Genomic DNA, 19,171 nt, shown 5'->3' with positions numbered 1-19,171 from the left:
AAATAGCTGATACAGGCCGCGCAAGCAATGGGAGACTCGGCGAATGGCCGGGTCTTCTCTTTTTTTGAAAGTACGCTTCACTCGTATGGGCATAATGAAGATCGCGGTCCAGGCCATCAGGTTAAGGGGACGGCGGTCTTTCTTTATCAGCAAAACTATCATTTGAAGGGTGATTAAACAAGAAACAAACAGGTATTGTTCGCGAAATGAAAGCGCTAAAATTATGTGAGATAGAACCGAATCGGCTTTAAATATTTGTAAAGTATGTGCTGATATGTCTATACAGCATGACCTGTTTACGAATTGGAGGGGAGCGCGATGGCTGCGAAGGCAGAGGAACAGAAAGAGGCAAACGGCGAAACGATCCTGAAGGCATCAGGCATTAAGCGGATCTTTGGTAGAGGCCATACCGCCGTTACCGCGCTGGCGGGCATCGATCTGGCCATACCCGCCAGATCGATGGTGGCGCTCAAAGGCCGGTCGGGTTCCGGCAAGACGACACTGTTGAATATTCTAAGTACGCTTGACGAGCCTTCGGAAGGGCAGGTGTTTCTCCGGGGACAGGAGATTACCGGATTATCCGGCGCGCAGCGCAGCGCTCTGCGGCGCAAGGAGATCGGTCTGGTGTTCCAATCGTTCGGTCTGATTCCACTGATGTCCGCCTATGAGAACGTGGAGTTCGGGCTGCGTATCGCGGGTACCCCCGTCAAAGTCAACCGCGAGGCCGCGGAGCGGGCGCTGGAACGCGTCGGCATGCGGGAAAGGATGAAGCACCGGCCGACGGAGCTGTCCGGCGGCGAGCAGCAGCGCGTGGCGATCGCCCGCGCGATAGCCCACGAGCCTGCGCTGTTGATCGCGGATGAGCCGACCGCGGAGCTGGACAGCAAGATGGGACTGCAGGTCATACGTGTATTCCGTGATCTTGTGAAACGGTCCGGCATGACGATTGTTCTAACGACGCACGACCCGGGCATTATGGAGCTTGCCGACTACGTTATCGCATTGGAGGATGGACAAATTGTACCGCAGACGACGCATGAATTATTCGTTGTTTAGAAGGCTTCCCCTCGTCAAGTATATGACCGTTATACTCGTCGCTTCAATAGCGCTATCCGGCTGTTCGCTGCTTCCCTTGGAGAACGAGGCGCTTCAGCCGCCGCTCGTCCAGCCGGCAGAGGAAGAATTGGATATCGTGGTCGCAGCCAAGGGAAGCATTCAGACGTTCCTCAAAGGAACGGCAAACTTCGTGTCCTCGAGCACGGATGCGCTCTCGTTTAAAGAATCCGGCGGGCGGTTGAAATCCATCAACGTGACGGTCGGCCAAGAAGTGAAGGCAGGCGACCTGCTAGTCGAGTTGGAGACAGGCGATCTAGAGCTTCAGATACGTCTCCAGCGGCTGAATGTAGAGCGTACGCAACTGCAATACAAGCAGGCACGGGATGCAGGCGCGCACGAAACCGAGCTGAGACTCCGGGAGATTGACATGGAGCGGGAAACGATGATGGTGGAATCGATGGAGAGACGGCTTGACCAGTCGCAGCTGCACTCTCCGATCACAGGGATTGTCACCTTCGTCGAATCGTTGAATGCGGGCGACTCTATTAACGCGTACCAATCGATTGTAACCGTGGCGGATCCGTCAAAGATGCAGCTCACTTATGTTGCGGCAAATACGAAGGACCTGCTTCCGGTAGAAGCGGGAATGCCCGTAAGCTTGAAGTATAAGGGCAAGGATTATAAAGGGAAGGTGCTGCAATCGCCTTCTAACGTGCCCCTCGCAGCTGACGAAACGAAGGCCGAACGAAATTCGGTGACCATTATTATCGGCATTGTTGATGAGCCTGATGGTGTCCAGATCGGTCATAGCGCGGAGCTTACGATCGAGCTTCAGAAGCGCGAGAACGTCATTGTGCTGCCGCGTTCGGCGATTCGCTCCTATATGGGCCGCAGCTATGTTCAGGTCTCGGAGGGCGATCGCCGCAAGGAGGTCGACGTCGAGCCAGGATTAACGACTTCGACCGAGGTGGAGATCGTCCGCGGTCTGGAGGAAGGTCAGCAGGTGATCCTGAACAATTAAACCAAATGCCCGGATTATCCGGACGCAAGAGAATTGGGGTGTACATATGGCCTTATGGACGATGATCCTCCGCAAAATGGCAAATAACAAATGGCTGCAGCTGAATCTGTGCTTTGGCCTTACCGTATGTGTGGCCTTGTTCAGTTCCATGCCCCTATATTCTGAAGCCATCCTGCAGCGGACATTGTTGAAGGAGCTCCAGCTGGTACAGAGCCGGGACGCCGTTTATCCGGGCTTTGTCCGGATCAGCACGACCGTATCTTCATCTAAGATGGATAAGGAGGCGTCTGAAGTGATTGCTCGGGCTGACAAGTTCGTGCATACGATTCCAGGCAGGGCGGGTCTTTCGGCGCTGTCCTTCTACCAGCAGCGGTTTACACAAAAAATGAAGGTGTACGGTGCCGACGCCTCGGAGCAGGAGAAACAGTCGCAAAAAACGGCGGGCAGCTTTAAATCCTTATCCGAGGCGGAGAAGCGCGTGCGGCTGATCGACGGCCGATTGCCGGTTGACCGAACGGATGGCGTCTTCGAAGCGCTCGTGACGCAGAAATTTCTTTTCGCAACCAAACGCGGTCTCGGGGAAGAACTAGTGGCGGAATCACCGGAAGGGGAGAAGCTCCGCTTCCGTGTCATTCCGGTCGGCATCATCGAGACAGACACGGTGGCCGACCCGTATTTGCCGTATTTGACGACAGAGGCCGAAGACGGTTTTATTATTCCGTTTGAGCAATTCGAGCGCGAATTTACCAAGGGCGGCAGAGCAAGGCTAACCGACCTTGAATGGCGCTTTGCCCTGAATTACAAACAGCTGAGCGTTGACAGTATCGATCAATTCATCAAGGCCAATACGGACATCCGGCGTTATTTTCGGGGACGGCTGGGGGTGGAAGAGGTTAACGTCCCGGCGGTCGAGACGATGGCGTCTTATCAAGGAAAACAAGCGAAGCTCGACGTGATGATGCTGTCCCTTTACTCTCCTGTCATGCTGATGCTGGCCTTCTATTTGTATATGGCCGCCAATCTTATTATCGAACGTCAAAAGACTGAAATCTCCGTTCTTCGCAGCCGCGGAGCGAGCCGTTTGCAAATTATGGCGGTCTACACGGTGGAAAACGCGCTGCTCGGTCTGTTCGCGCTGGTCGCCGGACCGTTCCTCGGCGTTGCGTTCACAAAGGTGCTTGGCGCCTCAAGCGGCTTCTTGGAGTTCGTCCAGCGATCGGCGCTTGAAATCAGTCTGACCAGCACCGCCTATAGGATCGCGGCGATTGCCGTGGGTACAGCGATCGTGCTCATACTGATTCCGGCTTTCCTTGCAACAAGGACGAGCATCGTGGGACATAAGCAGCAGATGGCGCGCCTGAACAAGATGTCTTTCTGGCATAAGACCGGGCTCGATATTTTTTTTGTCTGCCTGGCGGTCTATCTCCTATACAATTTCAATAAACGACAGGAGGACTTGAAGCGGCTGGCGCTCGATTCCGACGCTTTGCAGCTTGATCCGATGCTGTTCCTGATGCCGGCACTGTTCGCGCTCGGCGGCGGACTGCTCGTGCTGCGTGTGTATCCGTGGCTCATCCGTCTCATTTACTTGGCGGGACGCAGATGGTGGTCGCCGGCGCTCTACAATACATTGGTTCAAATCAGCCGCTCGTCCGGGCAATATTTGACGATCAAGGTATTTCTGATTATGACGGTCGCAACGGGTCTCTTCAGCGCGAATGCAGCAAGGACAATCAATGATAACGTGGAGAGCAAAATCCAGTACGCGATCGGCGCCGACATTGCGGTTACGACGCGCTGGGAGAGCGATGCGCCGCCTCCGCTGCTGTCCGGCTCCCAGCAGCAGCCGCAGACTGAAGCAGGTTCTACGGAAACAAGGAGGGTTCAGTATACCGAACCGCCGTTCCAGCCGTTTCAGGAGCTGGCAGGCGTGGTGGAGGTCGCAAAAGTGTTCAAGAAGGAAGGGGCAAGGTTCAGTTCATCAGGCAGCGGCAAGACCGGCAAGACTATGCTGCTCGGCATCGATACGATGGATTTCGGCAACACAGCCTGGATGAAGAACGGGCTGCTTGAATACCCCATCAACAGCTATTTGAATCTGATGGCGCTGAATCCGAAAGCGGTGCTGATCTCTCGCTCACTCGCCGATGCGACAAAGCTCAAACCGGGCGATCCGATTCGCGTCTCCTGGGACGGTCTCGACCAGGTACAGTTCACCGTCTACGGTGTCATCGACTACTGGCCGAGCTGGAATCCGCTTCCGGTCGTCGAGGCGGTAGACAAAGAGGCAGCGGAGCCACATCTGATCGTCGGCCATCTGGGCACGATCCAGAACAGGCTTGCGGTTGAGCCTTATGAGGTATGGCTCAAACTGAAGGACGGTGTTTCCAGTCAGGCGGTATACGACCAGCTGGCAGAGAAGAAAGTACCGGTTACCGACCTCCGTGATGCGAAGCAAGAGCTGATCCAGTCCAGGAACGATCCTTTCCGGCTCGCGATCAACGGCGTTATGACACTGGGCTTCGTGATCTCCATGCTGATCAGCTTCTTCGGTTTCCTGCTCTTCTGGGTGCTGACCCTGTCGGGAAGGACACTCCAATACGGAGTACTGAGGGCTATGGGTATTCCATTCACGCAAATTATAGGGATGCTCGTCAGTGAGCAGCTGTTCACCTCGGGAGCGGCCGTCATTATCGGCGTAATCATAGGCAACTTGACCAGCGAAATGTTTGTTCCCCTGTTCGAATTGTCGTTGCAGTCAACCGATCAAGTGCCACCGTTCGAGATTACGAATCAGCTCAGTGATTATGTGCAGCTTTACAGCATCGTCGGCACCATGCTGACGACCGGCCTGGTGATTCTCGGCTATCGCCTGTCGCGGACCAGGATTTCCCAAGCGCTGAAGCTGGGAGAGGAGTAACTTATGATTCGATGTGAAGGTCTCGTTAAAATCTATAAAACGGCGGATCTCGAGGTCGTAGCCCTGCAAGGTCTCGATATGAATGTCGAAGCTGGCGAGCTAATGGCCATCATCGGAAATTCCGGCAGCGGCAAGTCAACGCTGCTCAACATGCTGGGCGGACTCGACAAGCCGTCAGCCGGCAAGCTGTTTGTAGACGGCAAGGATCTGCTTACGTTTGGAGAGCAGGATCTGGTGAAGTATAAACGGAATACGGTCGGGTTCGTATGGCAGAACAATGCACGGAACCTGATCCCCTACCTGACCGCTCGGGAAAACGTTGAGCTGCCTATGCTGCTGCGCGGCAGCCGCCGGCGTGCGCGCGCGACAGAGCTTATGGAGGCGGTGGGACTCGGCCGCCGGATGACGAACCGGCTGAGCGAGCTCTCGGGCGGGGAGCAGCAGCGGGTTGCGATCGCGATCGCCCTTTCGAATGAACCGCGGCTGCTGCTAGCTGACGAACCGACGGGCTCGCTGGACACGAATACGTCCAATCAGGTGCTGGAGCTGTTCCGTACGTTGAACCGGACGATCGGCCTTACGATTGTTATTGTGACGCACGATCCGCTGCTGGCGCGCAAGGTGGACCGAGTCGTTCAGATCCGCGACGGCAAGACGTCGGCGGAGATGATCCGCCGGGTATCGCATGCGGAGGAGCTTGCGCTGCTGGATGCGGAGAACGCCCGGTACGAGGCTGTAAGCCATGTGGAGTATGCCGTTGTCGATAAGGCGGGAAGGCTGCAGATCCCCTCCGGGTACCTTGACCTGGAGGGCTTCAGGGACAGCAACAAAGTTCGAGTGGAGATGGAGGACGGCCGTATCGTTCTTTACCCGCCGGAGGCCAGTAAGACGGGCTGACGCCCGCTTCGCGTTCGGCGGCATCGATGCATCAAGGTAAATCGGGCAAAGCTACCCGAATATTTGAGGGAAATCGAAGGAGCGGGCAGGGCTGGCAGGGCGAGGCGGCAATGAAATATTGACAGCCTCTGTCTTGGCTGCCCATTCGGGGCTTAAGCTTAGGGAAACGAAGTGACCGGTTTACATTAATAAGAAACTTCTAAATTATACAAATTAAAACGGCCGCTTGCTTCGTTTGAACTAAGCAAGCGGATTTCCATAATAATCCTCAGCATGCGAATTTATGCCGTAAATGAGGACATCTTTCTGTACTCGTTAGCGCTTACACCGGTGTACGACTTGAATTTTTTGTAGAACCAATCCATTTCGGTGTATCCGACTTCGTTAGCGATTTCATAAACCTTCATGTCGGTTTGTTCAAGCAAGGATTTGGCTTTCTCCATGCGCTTTTGCAGCAGGTATTCGTTGAAGGTCATGTTCTCGTGATATTTGAATTTCTGTCCCAGGTAAGAGCAGTTAAAGTGCAATATATTGGATATTTCCTTCAAGGTGATGTTTTGTTTCAGCGCTTCCTCCACGTATTCCTTTACTTTATCGATGACGTTGGCCTGCGGGGAAGGATCATTTTCCGATAAGGACAAGGGCTGCGTATACTGTTCCGCTTGCGGGGCTAAGTCAAGCGTTTGCTTTACATTCTGCAGACTTGCGGTTAATTCTTCGGTCGATAAAGGGTCGGGCAAATAGTCGCTGACTTGATAGTACATCGCCTTTCTTGCAAGCTGGAAGTCCGTGCCCCCGCCGATGAGAATAATCGGTACGCGGCTTGTGCAGCGGATTTTGCCGCAAAGTTCCATTCCTTCTTCATGATAGCCATTCATATGAATCGCAATCAGCGAGAAATGATGTTTGGTGAATAAAGACATGGCGGCTCCGGAAGAGCAGGCATAACCATCCAAGACAAATCCCATACTGCTCCAATCCATCAAATTTCGTGTCTTATGTACAGGTTGATTATCCAGATCGACTAACAGTATCTTATACACAATGTTTACCTCCCAATGCATTCGCGGCACGTCAAGTCCCCTTTATGCTTGAAAAAGATTACGCTTTCATTATGTCAAATAACAAAATGTTGATTAAACAAATGATTAACAATTATTCGCGTTACGTCGGCCCCCTCCCTTATGCCCCTCATTGATTACGCTTTCATTATGGTAAATACACGAATGATTAACAATGTGCTTTTCTTTATATCCTAAACAGTTGTTTACCACTTATCATTACAAGTCGGTTCGGAATCGAAAACGTCAGCTCTCAACCTATAATTAGACGGGTAGAATACCTCGCGTTCAACAGGTTGTTGCTGCATTATGTAAGCGCTACACTTTTGTTGTGTTCATAAACCTTAAGGGGGATTAAGTCATGCGGATCCGTAACATGATATTTCTGTTATTCGCCATGGTTCTCGTTCTCGCAGCATGCAGCGGCGGTTCCAACACCAACACCGGCACCAACACCGGCACCAACACCGGCACCAACACCGGCACCAACACCGGCACCAACACCGGTAATAACACCGGAACCAGCAACGCAATGAACAGCGGCGAGACCGATAAGCCAGACAACGCGGCGGTAAACAATGAGGAGGACGAGAGCAGCACGCCGGAGATGGATTTCGACCTGGGCGGCAAAACAATTAAAATCGTATCGTGGTGGGATATGACGATTCCGGAGGACAATCCGGACAATATCCAGCGCAAGAAAAACCTGGACGCTTTAATGGAGAAGCATAATTTTAAAGTAGAATACATTGCTATCGATTACGGCGAATACCAGCAGAAGGTCACCGCTTCCTTGCTGGCGGGCGAGCCGATTGGGGATATCGTCCGATTAGGCAAAACATATACGGTGCCAACGCTTGTGAAGCAAGACCTGTTATGGCCAATCGATGAGTATACAAAGAATTCTAGGGCATTTAACCAGAAGGTCACCAATGAATATTACCAGTATGAGGGCAAAGGGTACGGGTTCAGCGAGAGTCAAGCCAATCTGGTCCAGGGTATCTTCTACAATCGCACGCTTATGAATCAGTTGGGCTTGAAACCGCTTCAAGAATATGTGAACGAAGACAACTGGAATTGGGAAACGTTTACTCAGGTTGCCAAAGAGGCAAACAAGGATACGAATAACGATGGCAAGCTCGATACATGGGGGCTAGCGAATCCGTCGCTTATGGATCAAGCCCTTTATTCCAACAATACGGGACTCACCAAGGGGGAAAAGCAAAATCTGGAGGATCCCGCAACGCTTGATGCGCTTAATTTCGTTTCCCGCCTGGCAACTGAGCAAGTTGCCAGACCTACTGAGGGCGGCGATTGGACGGAGCCTGGCCAATTCTTCCGTCAAGGCAACACGCTGATGTATGCGGGAGCCCTGTGGGAGCTTGGCGGCTTCAAGACGGACATGCCGGACTATGAGCTCGGTTTTGTTCCCTTTCCGAAGGGACCGAATGCAACAACCTATCATTCCGCAGAAGCGCTATTCCAAGCCTTGACGATTCCGAGAGCGGTCGAGAATCCGGAGCAGCTCCTATATATCTGGGAGAAGATTAACGATATCGATTCCATGTATGATTATCCGGATCAGGGCATGTATGAGACCTTGTTTACGGATGAGGCTGACATCAACAACGCCAAGTTGGTTGCTCCAAACATGATCGTTCTCGACCACAACACATTCCCCAATCTGAAATTCAACGAATTCGTCGGCGAGTTGAACAGCGGGGTGTCGGTATCCACCGTCGTCGAGAAGTATAAAGCGACGTTCCAGGCGGCAATTGACGAAGTGTACGGTTCTTAACATGTGATAGCGTGTGACCGACAGTCCCCATTTAGAAACTACTTCTATAATGGGGACTGTTGTTGAATTTAATCTCTTGCAGCAGGAGGGAGAAAAGTTGAACTTCAGAAAGAAGAACTATGCCGTAATCATACTAGTTCTCGCCGTACTGGTATCGTCTATTTGGGCTTTATACCCTACAGATTCGTCCGATCACAGTCTGGCCATGGCGGATTTCACCGCCGTTACGGCATCGGCAGGGGAAGACAGCTATGAAACCTACTTGAATAGCCACTCGGCTGCGAATAGGCCGGAAGAGGTCATCCGTATCGAAGGCGAGGGCTACTCGGGAACGACCGGCGTCGGATTCGAAATCTCGGACCGCCTAGACGGGCTGGACGGCGAAGCAGTAATCACGCCGGAAACTGGGGCAATCCGCTGGGATGTGCAAGTCGAGCATGCAGGTCTGTACAATGTAAGAATTCATTATTTGCCGATTGAAGGCAAGAGCTCTGCCATTGAAAGGCAATTTGCCATTAATGAGAAAATTCCTTATAAGGGCGCAGACATCCTTTTATTTGACCGGGTATGGGGTAATCGGCAGGACGAGATCGAGAAAGACGACCGCGGCAACGAAATTCGGCCTAGACAGGTAGAGAAACCGGTATGGCAGCTTGCCGCATTTACTGACCGCAATGGTTATTATGACGAGCCTTATTCCTTTTATTTCGAGAGCGGGCAGCAATCGATTTCCTTGACGGCCTTAAGGGAACCGGTGGCAATTGATTATATTGAGCTGTACCAGGACGATACATTGAAGTCGTATCAAGAGTTAAATAACGAGCACAAGGCCGAAGGAATCAAACCCTCCATTGATCAGTACATTCTCATCCAAGCGGAGGATGCCGTCGCCAAGTCTTCGCCTACTTTATATCCGTTATCGGATAGATCCAGCCCGACCGTTGTTCCGTACAACGTATCGAAGCTCAGAATCAATACGATCGGCGGATTGAACTGGAAGCTCCCCGGACAATGGATCGAATGGGAGTTCGAGGTCTCTGAGGACGGTTTATATCAGATCGCACTGAAGCAGAAGCAGGATCAGCTTCGAGGCGTTTACGCCACACGAAGCTTAACCATCGATGGGAAACATCCGTTTCAGGAGATGAAGCGACTTCGCTTTAACTTTGATATGGAATGGAAGATGAACGTGATCGGCGGTGACGAACCGTACCTGTTCCACTTGACAAAAGGCACGCATCGCATTCGGATGATGGTTTCGCTCGGCGATATCGCTCCTTTGATTCGAACGATCGAATCGAGCGTGCTGCAGCTGAACGAAATGTACAGAAATATTTTGATGATTACGTCGAATTCCCCAGATCCGTTCCGCGATTACCAATTGGAGAAGCGGATACCGGATATGGTTAAGACGTTCGAGGAACAAGCCGTCATCATCCAGAGCGTGGCCGATTATTTGGAGCAATCGACGGGAGAGTTAAGCGACAAGGTCGCCGTTCTGCATACAATGGTCGGCCAACTGAAAGAAATGGCGGAAAATCCGGAGACGGTCGGCACCCGACTGAACGCGTTCAAAGTCAATGTCGGCGGTCTCGGCACATGGATTCTTACTGTTCGCGAGCAGCCGCTGGCACTGGATTATCTGATCATCTCTTCACCGGGACATGAGCTGCCGAGGGCGGAAGCGACTCTCTTCGAGGAGGCTAAGCACGAGCTTGGCGCATATTTTGCCTCCTATACCGAGGATTACGACAGCATCGGCAATACGAACGGGAAGCAAGACAGCAAGATCACGGTTTGGATTACAACGGGGCGCGATCAGGCGCAAGTGCTCAAGAGCTTAATCGACGACTCCTTCACGCCTGATTCGAATATCGCAGTAGACCTGAGGCTCGTGCCGGGCAACATCCTTCTGCCGGCTACGCTGGCCAGCGAAGGACCAGACGTCGCCATGCAGATCGGCGAAGATGTTCCTGTGAACTATGCAATGAGGGACGCCGCGGCGGACTTGACGCAATTTGCCGATTTCGATACAGTCGCATCCCGTTTCCATGACAGCGGACTCGTTCCGTATAAGTTCGATGACGGCGTGTATGCTCTGCCGGAGCAGCAATCATTCCCGATGCTGTTCTATCGCAAGGACATTCTGGAGGAGCTTGGCCTCGCGCCGCCAAAGACATGGCAGGATATCTATAACATGATTTCCGTTCTTCAAAAGCATAACATGGAATTTTGGATGCCGATCGAAGCTACAAACGCGAGTCTGGTTCCGAATGCGACCTTCTCCATGCTGCTCTACCAGAACGGCGGCGAGTTTTATCGGGACGGCGACAAGAAGACCGCGCTCGATACCGATATTTCTATGGAAATGTTCAAGAAGTGGACTCAATTTTATACGAACTACAAATTCCCGGTGCTGGCGGATTTTCCGAACCGGTTCCGTACAGGCGAGATGCCGATCGGCATCGCGGATTATACGACGTACAATATGTTGACAGTCTTGGCTCCGGAAATCAAAGGGCTGTGGGAATTTACGCTGGTTCCAGGCACGCAGAAGGAAGGCGGCACTGTGAATCATGAGGTAGCGAGCCATACGACAGGCGTCATGATGATGGAAAATGCCGATAACAAGGACGCGGCATGGGCGTTCATGAAGTGGTGGACCAGCAAGGATACACAAATCGCGTACGGACGCGAGATGGAAGGTCTGATGGGTGAAGCTGCGCGTTATCCGACGGCCAACGTCGAGGCGCTCGAGGAATTGCCTTGGCCGGTCAAAGACTACAACAATCTGGCGAGCCAGTGGGAATGGGTCAGAGGCATTCCGCAAGTACCGGGCGGCTACTTTACCGGCCGACATCTGGACAACGCCTTCCGAAAAGTCGTTAACGCGAGCGAGAACCCTCGGGAAGCATTGAACGATTACGTACTTTACATTAACGACGAAATCGAGATCAAGAGGAAAGAATTCAATTTACCGTATTAGTTTGGGGGTGGAATCCATTGCAAGCCGAATTAACCAGTCAAGCCGTGCCCAGCCTTATCCATCCGGACAAAAAGTCGAGATTGGCCCATGCGTGGACGGAACTGAAAAAAAATAAGCACTACTATATTCTAATGAGTCCGTATATGCTTATTTTCTTTACCTTCACCGTCATTCCAGTCGTCTTTTCGTTAATCCTTAGCTTCTTTTATTTCAATATGCTCGAGTTTCCGCGGTTTGTCGGATGGCAGAACTACTCGAGACTATTTCTGAACGACGATATCTTCATGATTGCGCTGAAGAACACATTCTTGTTTGCGGTCATTACCGGACCGGTCAGCTACATTGCGTGCTTTCTATTCGCTTGGATCATCAATGAGCTGTCACCGAAGGTGAGGGCGTTCATGACGCTGATTTTTTATGCACCGGCGATTTCAGGGAACGTGTTCTTTATTTGGCTAATCGTATTCTCAGGAGACCGGTACGGTTACTTGAACGGTTTCCTGATTAAATTCGGATTTATACTGGAACCGATTCAATGGCTGACGAATGAACATTATATTCTTGCTATCGTCATCATCGTGCAGCTCTGGCTTAGTCTGGGCACAAGCTTCCTGGCTTTTATCGCCGGCCTGCAGACGATCGACAGGGCATTAATCGAAGCGGGAACAGTAGATGGAATCAAGAACCGTTGGCAAGAACTGTGGTTCATTACATTACCCTCGATGAGGCCGCAATTGCTGTTTGGCGCCGTCATGCAAATTACAGGATCACTGGCGGTTGCCGACATTACGGTAGCGCTGGCGGGCTTCCCAAGCGTCAACTACGCCGCGCATACGATCGTTACGCATCTGATGGATTATGGCACGATCCGGTTCGAGATGGGTTACGCGTCCGCGATTGCGACCGTACTCTTCTGCATTATGATCGGAGCTAACAAGGTGACGCAAAAATTGCTCAGAAAGGTAGGTGAGTGACGTTGGTCGTTAGATTGATGGCCGCTTTCCGAACGCCGAAGAGACTGAACCGTTCGTTTACGGTCAACTTTATCTTGTTCGCGTTTCTAGCTGTGTTCGGAGCCTTCATGGCGCTGCCGCTGCTTTATGCGGTGAACAACGCCTTCAAACCACTCGACGAATTGTTCATTTTCCCGCCGCGCTTCTTCGTGAACAATCCGACAATGGATAACTTCTACGACCTGGTCGCCTTGATGGGCAATTCCTGGGTACCGTTGTCGCGCTATATCGCCAATACGCTGCTCATTACGCTTATCGGAACTGCGGGACATATCCTGCTTGCTTCCGCGGCGGCGTATCCGCTGGCGAAATATCGTTTTCCCGGCTCGACGACGCTGTTTTCGATTGTCGTGCTTTCACTTATGTTCTCAGGTCATGTTACGGCCATTCCTAACTATATGGTTATGTCTTGGCTCGGCTGGATCAACTCGCATGCGTCGATTATCGTTCCGTCGCTCGCGTTCCCATTAGGGCTGTTCCTGATGAAGCAATTTATCGAGCAAATTCCGACTGCTTTGCTGGAAGCGGCCAAGATCGACGGAGCGAACGAATACCGGATTTACTGGACCATTGTCATGCCGAACGTTAAGCCCGCATGGTTAACGCTCATGATTTTACAGTTTCCCGCATTATGGGGGACCGATGGAGGCAACTTCATTTACAGCGAAAACTTAAAGACGCTTCATTATGCGCTTGGTCAGATTACGGCGGGCGGCATCGCCCGCGCAGGCGTCGGAGCGGCAGTCGCGCTGATCTTGATGATTGTTCCGATTACGCTCTTCGTCATCTCTCAGAGCAGCGTCATTCAGACGATGGCGACCTCCGGGATGAAAGAGTAGAAGGGGGACTTGTACGATGTTGAAGAGCAGATCAAGAATAAGAGCTTGTGTTCTTGCGGCGGTTTGCTGCTTGCTTGGCGTGAGCGCGGGAGGGACTATTACGCATGCGCAAGACGGCGGGGCTTCCTATAATTATTCCGTCTGGGGCGAGACTGTCATATCACCGTCCGCATACGAAGCGACAATCTTGTTGGACGGCTCTGGTCCAGGAACAGAATCGTTCAACAATCCGAGCGATCTGCATGTCACGGCGGACAATGAAATTTACGTGCTGGATTCCGGTAACAATCGGATTGTCGTGCTCGACCGGGATTATCGACAGACGGCTGTCATCGACTCCTTCAAACGCGACGGGCAGGCCGATACCTTCCTGAATCCACAGGGCATTTTTATAACCGAACAGAAGCACGTTATTATCGCGGATACGGGCAATAAACGCGTCGTTCATCTCGACCAGAACCATCAATTGGTGAAAGTAATCGAGAAGCCTGAGTCCGAGCTGCTGAAAGAGAACTTCGAGTTTCAGCCGGTACGGGTCGTCATGGACAAGGCGCAGCGGACCTATGTCATGGCGGTAGGCGTATTCGACGGATTGATGGAATTTAGCGCGGAAGGTGCATTCACGTCTTTCATCGGCGCGAATCGCGTTATGGTCGATCCGGTCGAGCTGTTCTGGAAGAGGCTGTCGACGAAGGCGCAGCGAAGCCAGATGATTATGTTCACGCCGACGGAATTTACGAACCTCGATATAAACGACGAAGGCTTCATCTACGCGACGAGCGGAGAATGGGGCGACAACATCCGGAAGCTGAATGCCCAAGGCAGCGATATTCTAAGGAGAACCGGATACTACAGTCCGCAAGGCGACATTCGCTATTCGAACGATGTCGGGCCTTCCAGGCTCATCGATATCGATGTCACGGACAGTGAAATCTACTCCGTTCTCGATTCGAAGAAAGGCCGGATCTTCACTTACAACGGTGACGGCCATTTCATGTACATGTTCGGCGGCATAGGCAATCGTCTGGGCGAGTTCAACACGCCGGTCGCCATAGAACGGGTGGGGGACGATTTCCTGGTTCTGGATAAGGCGTTCGGCGAGATTACGGTGTTCCAGACGACGGAATACGGCCGGACATTAAACGAGGCGGTCAGAAGCTACTACCGGGGCGAAGAAGAAAAAGCGTTTCATCTCTATGAACAAACCATTAACATGAACGCGAACCTGGATTTCGCTTATTCCGGCATCGGCAAGGCCATTCTCCGGCAAGGCGACTACGACGGGGCGATGCGGTATTTCAAGCAAAGCCTGGACCAACCAAACTATTCGAAGGCGTACCTGCTCTTTCGCAAGCAAGTGCTGAGAGAACACTTTGGCACGATTATGACCGTCATTATCGCGCTAGCGGCTGTCTACCTGCTCGTTCGGGCATACCGGAAAATGTTGGATAGAAAGAGGGGCGTTTCGGTTGAATAGAGAGCTCATTAAATATCCTTTATATCTTATCATGCATCCCTTTAACGGTTATTGGGAGCTGAAATACGAACGGAGCAAGAAGCTGAATCTGATTTTATCGTTTGCGATCTTGCTGCTAATGGTCTTGACCAATGTCCTGAGCAGCCAGTACAGCGGGTTTTTGGTCAATATTTATAATCCCGACAACATGAACAGCCTGATGGAGATTACGTACGTGGTCGTGCCGGTCTTGTTTTGGTGCGTGGCCAATTGGTCGCTTACGACGCTGATGGACGGAGAAGGGAAGTTCGTCGAAATATTCACGTCGACCTGCTTCGCGATCGTTCCGATGGTCATCATCAACTTTCCATGGATCTGGTTAAGCAACGTTATTTCAATGCAGGAGACGACTTTTTATTATTTCTGCAACAGCTTTGCCGTCCTGTGGTCCATGTACTTGTTGTTTGTCGGAAATATGACCGTACATCAATTCACGCCGAGCAAGACGATTGGAACGATCCTGCTCACGGTCGTCGCCATTGGTTTCATGGCATTTCTCTGCTTATTGTTTTTTAGCCTGCTCCAACAGATTATGACTTTCGTCTCCGTTATTTATCAAGAAATCGCCATGAGGAACTAAGGAAGGGGGAATGGAGATGCATTCAGCCAGAAATGCTATATTGTCCGCGTTCATCGTCGCAGGACTGCTGATCTCCGGTTGCTCGGGTACAAGCAACACGAAGCAGGCTTCCGGAGAGCAGCAGTTGGAGGCTGCGTTCGAGCTGGGCAAGGCGCTTAACCCTTCCTTTACGGATACGCGCGTCGCCGGTATGAAGGGAATCACCGAGAACGACCGGCTTCGGCTGTTTGTCAACGACGAAACGGGCGCCATTGCCGTTCTGAATAAACGCAGCGGCGAAATATGGCACAGCAATCCGCCCGAAGGAGACGCCGATCCGATTGCAGCTGGTGTCAACAAGGGCTTACTGTCCTCGCAATTAAAGATCGATTACTACAATAGCTTCGGGCAGATCAGCTCGATCAACACTTTCTTGGACAGCGTCGCATACAAGCAAGTAAAGTTCGATCCCATTCCGAACGGGGTCAAAGTCACCTATAAATTCGGCAAGGCCGAGAAAACGGCTCAGGATTTGCCGCTTATGCTAAGCGTTGCCCGTTTCGGGGAATTGTCGGGCAAGCTGGATAAGGCGGGACAACGCGCGCTGCGAATCGCTTACACCGAAGATCCCGAGAAATCAGCCTATGTCCGGAACGACCAAGCGCTGAACGGGCTTCAGCTGGAACGTGCATTCAAAGCGTTCGAGGATGCCGGCTACACGAGTGAAGATTTAGAGAAAGATATGGCTGAGCTGAACTTCACACAGGAGTCGCCTGCACCGAGAATCTTCCTGGCCTCGATTGAGTATACGCTTGATGCCGATAGCCTCGTCGTTAAAGTACCGGCCGGGGACATTAAGTCGCCGGGCGAATATCCGGTCAGCAGCGTTTCGGTGCTAAGCTTCTTTGGAGCCGGGGGGACGGAAGAGAAAGGCTCGATCTTCGTGCCGGACGGTTCCGGCGCGCTAATTGACTTCAATAACGGCAAAACCAAATACCCGGCGTATCAACAAGCGGTATACGGGGCAGACCTGTCGATGGAGGCAGTCGAAGACGCCGTTAACGAGCAAACCGTCAGGCTGCCTGTGTTCGGCGTCATACTGGAGGGTAGCGCCTTCCTGGGCATTATTGAAGAAGGCGCCCCGGCTGCTACCATCAATGCGGATATTAGCGGTAAATTAAACAGTTATAATTACGTGTATCCGGCCTTTAACGTCATTAACAAGGGAGAATTGACGCTCCAAGCGAACGGAGCGGAGCGCACGCTGCCGAAGTTTCAGGAGAATCCGATGAAGAGCGACTTTAAGGTCCGCTATGCCTTTCTTAGCGGGGAGGATGCTACGTATCAAGGAATGGCCGAATACTACCGTCAATATTTGGAGGGCAGCGGCGGATTGCCCGATACGAAGGCGGAGAACGAGGAAGAGGAGCTTCCGTTCTATCTTCAGCTTGTCGGAAGCATAGCAAAGCAGAAGCATCTCGTCGGCGTTCCATATCGTACGCTGGAACCGCTTACGACGTTCGAACAGGCTCAGCAACTGATAAATCGGATAAAAAACCTTGGCATCGCCAATATCAAGCTGAGGTATGCGGGCTGGTTCAATGGGGGCCTCGATCACGAAGTGCCGGACGGCGTGTCGGTTGACCGGGTAATCGGCGGCGCCAAAGGCATGCGGGATTTGACAGCGTTCGCCAAGGAGCAAGGCATCGATCTGTATCCGGACGTTGCCGTTCTGACTGCGCATACGGGGAAAGGGTTCGACGAGAAAGAAGAAGCTTCGCGCTCGCTGCGAGGCGTGCCATCGGCGTTTTACCCGATTGATCTGGCGCTAGGCAGGCGCGACCGGAACAAGCCGCCGTCGTATGCCGTTTCGCCTCGCCTGGTTGGTACTTACGTTGAAGAGATGCTGAAGGACTTGAAGGGCTTCGAGACAGGCGGTATTTCGCTTCGGGATATGGCTGATCAGCTGAACAGCGACTTCCGCAAGAACAAGCAAATCGACCGGACGGAGTCCGAGGACATTTCCATTCAGGCTCTGAACGATATTCGCGAAGCGAATCTGAACATCTTGGCCGAAGGAGGCAACGCGTACGCCTTTCCTTATTTGTCTGATATTACGAATGCGCCGATGTCAAACAGCAAATTCAAGCTCGAGGATGAAGAAATTCCGTTCTATCAGATGCTTATTCGCGGACATATCGACTATACGGGGACGCCGTACAATCTGACCGCCTATACCAATGTCCGGCAATATATTCTGAAATGCCTGGAATACGGCTCAGGCGTGTACTTCGAGTGGATTCACGAGCCGAATTACAAGGTGAAGGATACGGAGTTCAGCAAGCTGTACGCCGTCAATTACGAGCTGTGGCTGGACCAGGCAGCGGAAATCTATAAAGAAGTAAATACGGTACTGAAGAACGTCCGGAACGAGCGGATCGTCGCGCATGAGAAGCTCGGTGACGGCTTGTTCAAAACCGTCTATGAAAGCGGCATGTTCGTCATCGTGAACTATACGGATAAGCAAGCGACAGCCGAAGGGATGACTGTGGATGCCGAGAGTTATGTGACGGGTGGTGAGCAATCGTGAAACCGATATTAAAATTTCGCCTTAAACCGAGGACGTACGCCGAGCAGAAAGCGCTTTTGGGCTTTCTCTACGTATTGCCGTGGCTGCTCGGATTTCTGTTTTTCTTCCTCATTCCGTTATTGAATTCGTTGCGATACAGCTTAAGCTCCATTACGGCTAATGCGAATGGCATGACAATTGATTTTATCGGATTTGCCAATTACATCGAGGCTTTGACGGTGAACACGAGCTTTAACCGCACGCTGACGGAATCGATCGTGAATATGATCATTAACGTGCCTTTAATCGTCATCTTTAGTTTGTTCCTAGCCGTACTGCTCAATCAGAAATTCGTCGGCAGAGCCATCGCCAGATCGATTTTCTTCCTTCCGGTCATACTTGCTTCCGGTGTTATTGCGACTCTGGAAGCCTCCAGCTTGGTTCAAGCGATCAACGAGCAAAATGCCGCCGAAGGCGTATTCTCGACAGGCACGATCGAAATGGCGAGGATCATGATAAATTCCGGCGTGAATGAAAATGTTGTCTTTTATCTTATGGATGCGGTCGATCGGATCTACCAGATCGTAAGCCAATCGGGCGTGCAAATCTTGATCTTCCTGGCAGGAATCCAGACGATTTCTCCCCAGCTCTACGAGGCGTCCAAGATCGAAGGAGCTACCGGGTACGAAGCATTCTGGAAGATCACGTTCCCGATGGTTAGCCCGCTTATTCTCGTCAATGTGATCTACACGATTATTGACTCGTTCTCCAGGAACAACATGACGACGCTCATCAAAGAAACGGGCTTCACGAGCTTCAACTTCGGGCTCAGCTCAGCGATGGCTTGGATTTATTTCCTGGCAATCATGATCATTTTGCTGATTAGTACGTATTTCATATCCAAACGGGTCTTCTACCAGGAATAGAAGGAGAGTG

13 protein-coding genes are annotated in these 19,171 nt (G+C 51.9%); 12 read left to right on the top strand and 1 reads right to left on the bottom strand.

What is annotated here, in order from left to right:
* Positions 1 to 318: 318 nt before the first annotated feature.
* Genes AC0YOB_RS20910 through AC0YOB_RS20895 form a run of 4 tightly spaced genes read left to right on the top strand, consistent with a single transcriptional unit; the run spans position 319 to position 5,894 of the window.
* A complete protein-coding gene (locus AC0YOB_RS20910) occupies positions 319 to 1,056 on the top strand; it encodes an ABC transporter ATP-binding protein (RefSeq protein WP_475794402.1) in 738 nt (245 codons plus the stop codon).
* Positions 1,019 to 2,077 (top strand): efflux RND transporter periplasmic adaptor subunit, encoded by a 1,059-nt coding sequence (locus AC0YOB_RS20905; RefSeq protein ID WP_475794401.1) that lies wholly within the window; start codon positions 1,019 to 1,021, stop codon positions 2,075 to 2,077. The genes AC0YOB_RS20910 and AC0YOB_RS20905 overlap by 38 nt, the downstream gene beginning before the upstream one ends.
* A gap of 46 nt (positions 2,078 to 2,123) precedes the next feature.
* Positions 2,124 to 4,997: an ABC transporter permease gene (locus tag AC0YOB_RS20900; protein WP_475794400.1), complete on the top strand. Its 2,874-nt coding sequence runs from the start codon at positions 2,124 to 2,126 to the stop codon at positions 4,995 to 4,997.
* A 3-nt stretch (positions 4,998 to 5,000) separates the two neighbouring features.
* Positions 5,001 to 5,894: an ABC transporter ATP-binding protein gene (locus tag AC0YOB_RS20895; RefSeq protein ID WP_475794399.1), complete on the top strand. Its 894-nt coding sequence runs from the start codon at positions 5,001 to 5,003 to the stop codon at positions 5,892 to 5,894.
* A 281-nt stretch (positions 5,895 to 6,175) separates the two neighbouring features.
* On the opposite strand, the gene AC0YOB_RS20890 is transcribed toward AC0YOB_RS20895, so the two are convergent.
* Entirely contained in the window at positions 6,176 to 6,937 is a 762-nt protein-coding gene (locus AC0YOB_RS20890) for a helix-turn-helix transcriptional regulator (RefSeq protein WP_475794398.1), read from the bottom strand.
* 379 nt (positions 6,938 to 7,316) lie between these two features.
* Between AC0YOB_RS20890 and AC0YOB_RS20885 the strand changes: the two genes are divergently transcribed.
* From AC0YOB_RS20885 to AC0YOB_RS20850, 8 genes are all read left to right on the top strand, one after another.
* The gene (locus tag AC0YOB_RS20885; RefSeq protein WP_475794397.1) at positions 7,317 to 8,753 is read left to right on the top strand and encodes an extracellular solute-binding protein; all 1,437 of its coding nucleotides are present in this window, start codon (positions 7,317 to 7,319) and stop codon (positions 8,751 to 8,753) included.
* Between the two features lie 97 nt (positions 8,754 to 8,850).
* Positions 8,851 to 11,739: an extracellular solute-binding protein gene (locus AC0YOB_RS20880; protein WP_475794396.1), complete on the top strand. Its 2,889-nt coding sequence runs from the start codon at positions 8,851 to 8,853 to the stop codon at positions 11,737 to 11,739.
* Between the two features lie 17 nt (positions 11,740 to 11,756).
* Positions 11,757 to 12,713, top strand: coding sequence for a carbohydrate ABC transporter permease (locus AC0YOB_RS20875; RefSeq protein WP_475794395.1), 957 nt, complete (start codon positions 11,757 to 11,759; stop codon positions 12,711 to 12,713).
* 17 nt (positions 12,714 to 12,730) lie between these two features.
* Positions 12,731 to 13,591: a carbohydrate ABC transporter permease gene (locus tag AC0YOB_RS20870; protein WP_475794526.1), complete on the top strand. Its 861-nt coding sequence runs from the start codon at positions 12,731 to 12,733 to the stop codon at positions 13,589 to 13,591.
* Between the two features lie 16 nt (positions 13,592 to 13,607).
* Positions 13,608 to 15,068 (top strand): hypothetical protein, encoded by a 1,461-nt coding sequence (locus AC0YOB_RS20865; protein ID WP_475794394.1) that lies wholly within the window; start codon positions 13,608 to 13,610, stop codon positions 15,066 to 15,068.
* Positions 15,061 to 15,687, top strand: coding sequence for a Yip1 family protein (locus tag AC0YOB_RS20860; protein WP_475794393.1), 627 nt, complete (start codon positions 15,061 to 15,063; stop codon positions 15,685 to 15,687). Before AC0YOB_RS20865 ends, AC0YOB_RS20860 begins: the two co-directional genes overlap by 8 nt.
* 16 nt (positions 15,688 to 15,703) lie before the next feature.
* Positions 15,704 to 18,256, top strand: a complete 2,553-nt coding sequence (locus AC0YOB_RS20855) for a DUF5696 domain-containing protein (protein ID WP_475794392.1) — start codon at positions 15,704 to 15,706, stop codon at positions 18,254 to 18,256.
* The gene (locus AC0YOB_RS20850) at positions 18,253 to 19,161 is read left to right on the top strand and encodes a carbohydrate ABC transporter permease (RefSeq protein WP_475794391.1); all 909 of its coding nucleotides are present in this window, start codon (positions 18,253 to 18,255) and stop codon (positions 19,159 to 19,161) included. The genes AC0YOB_RS20855 and AC0YOB_RS20850 overlap by 4 nt, the downstream gene beginning before the upstream one ends.
* The last annotated feature ends 10 nt before the right edge of the window (positions 19,162 to 19,171 follow it).

This window comes from Paenibacillus sp. JT31N17 (genome assembly GCF_056269255.1).
This window is presented reverse-complemented; position numbering and strand designations above follow the sequence as displayed.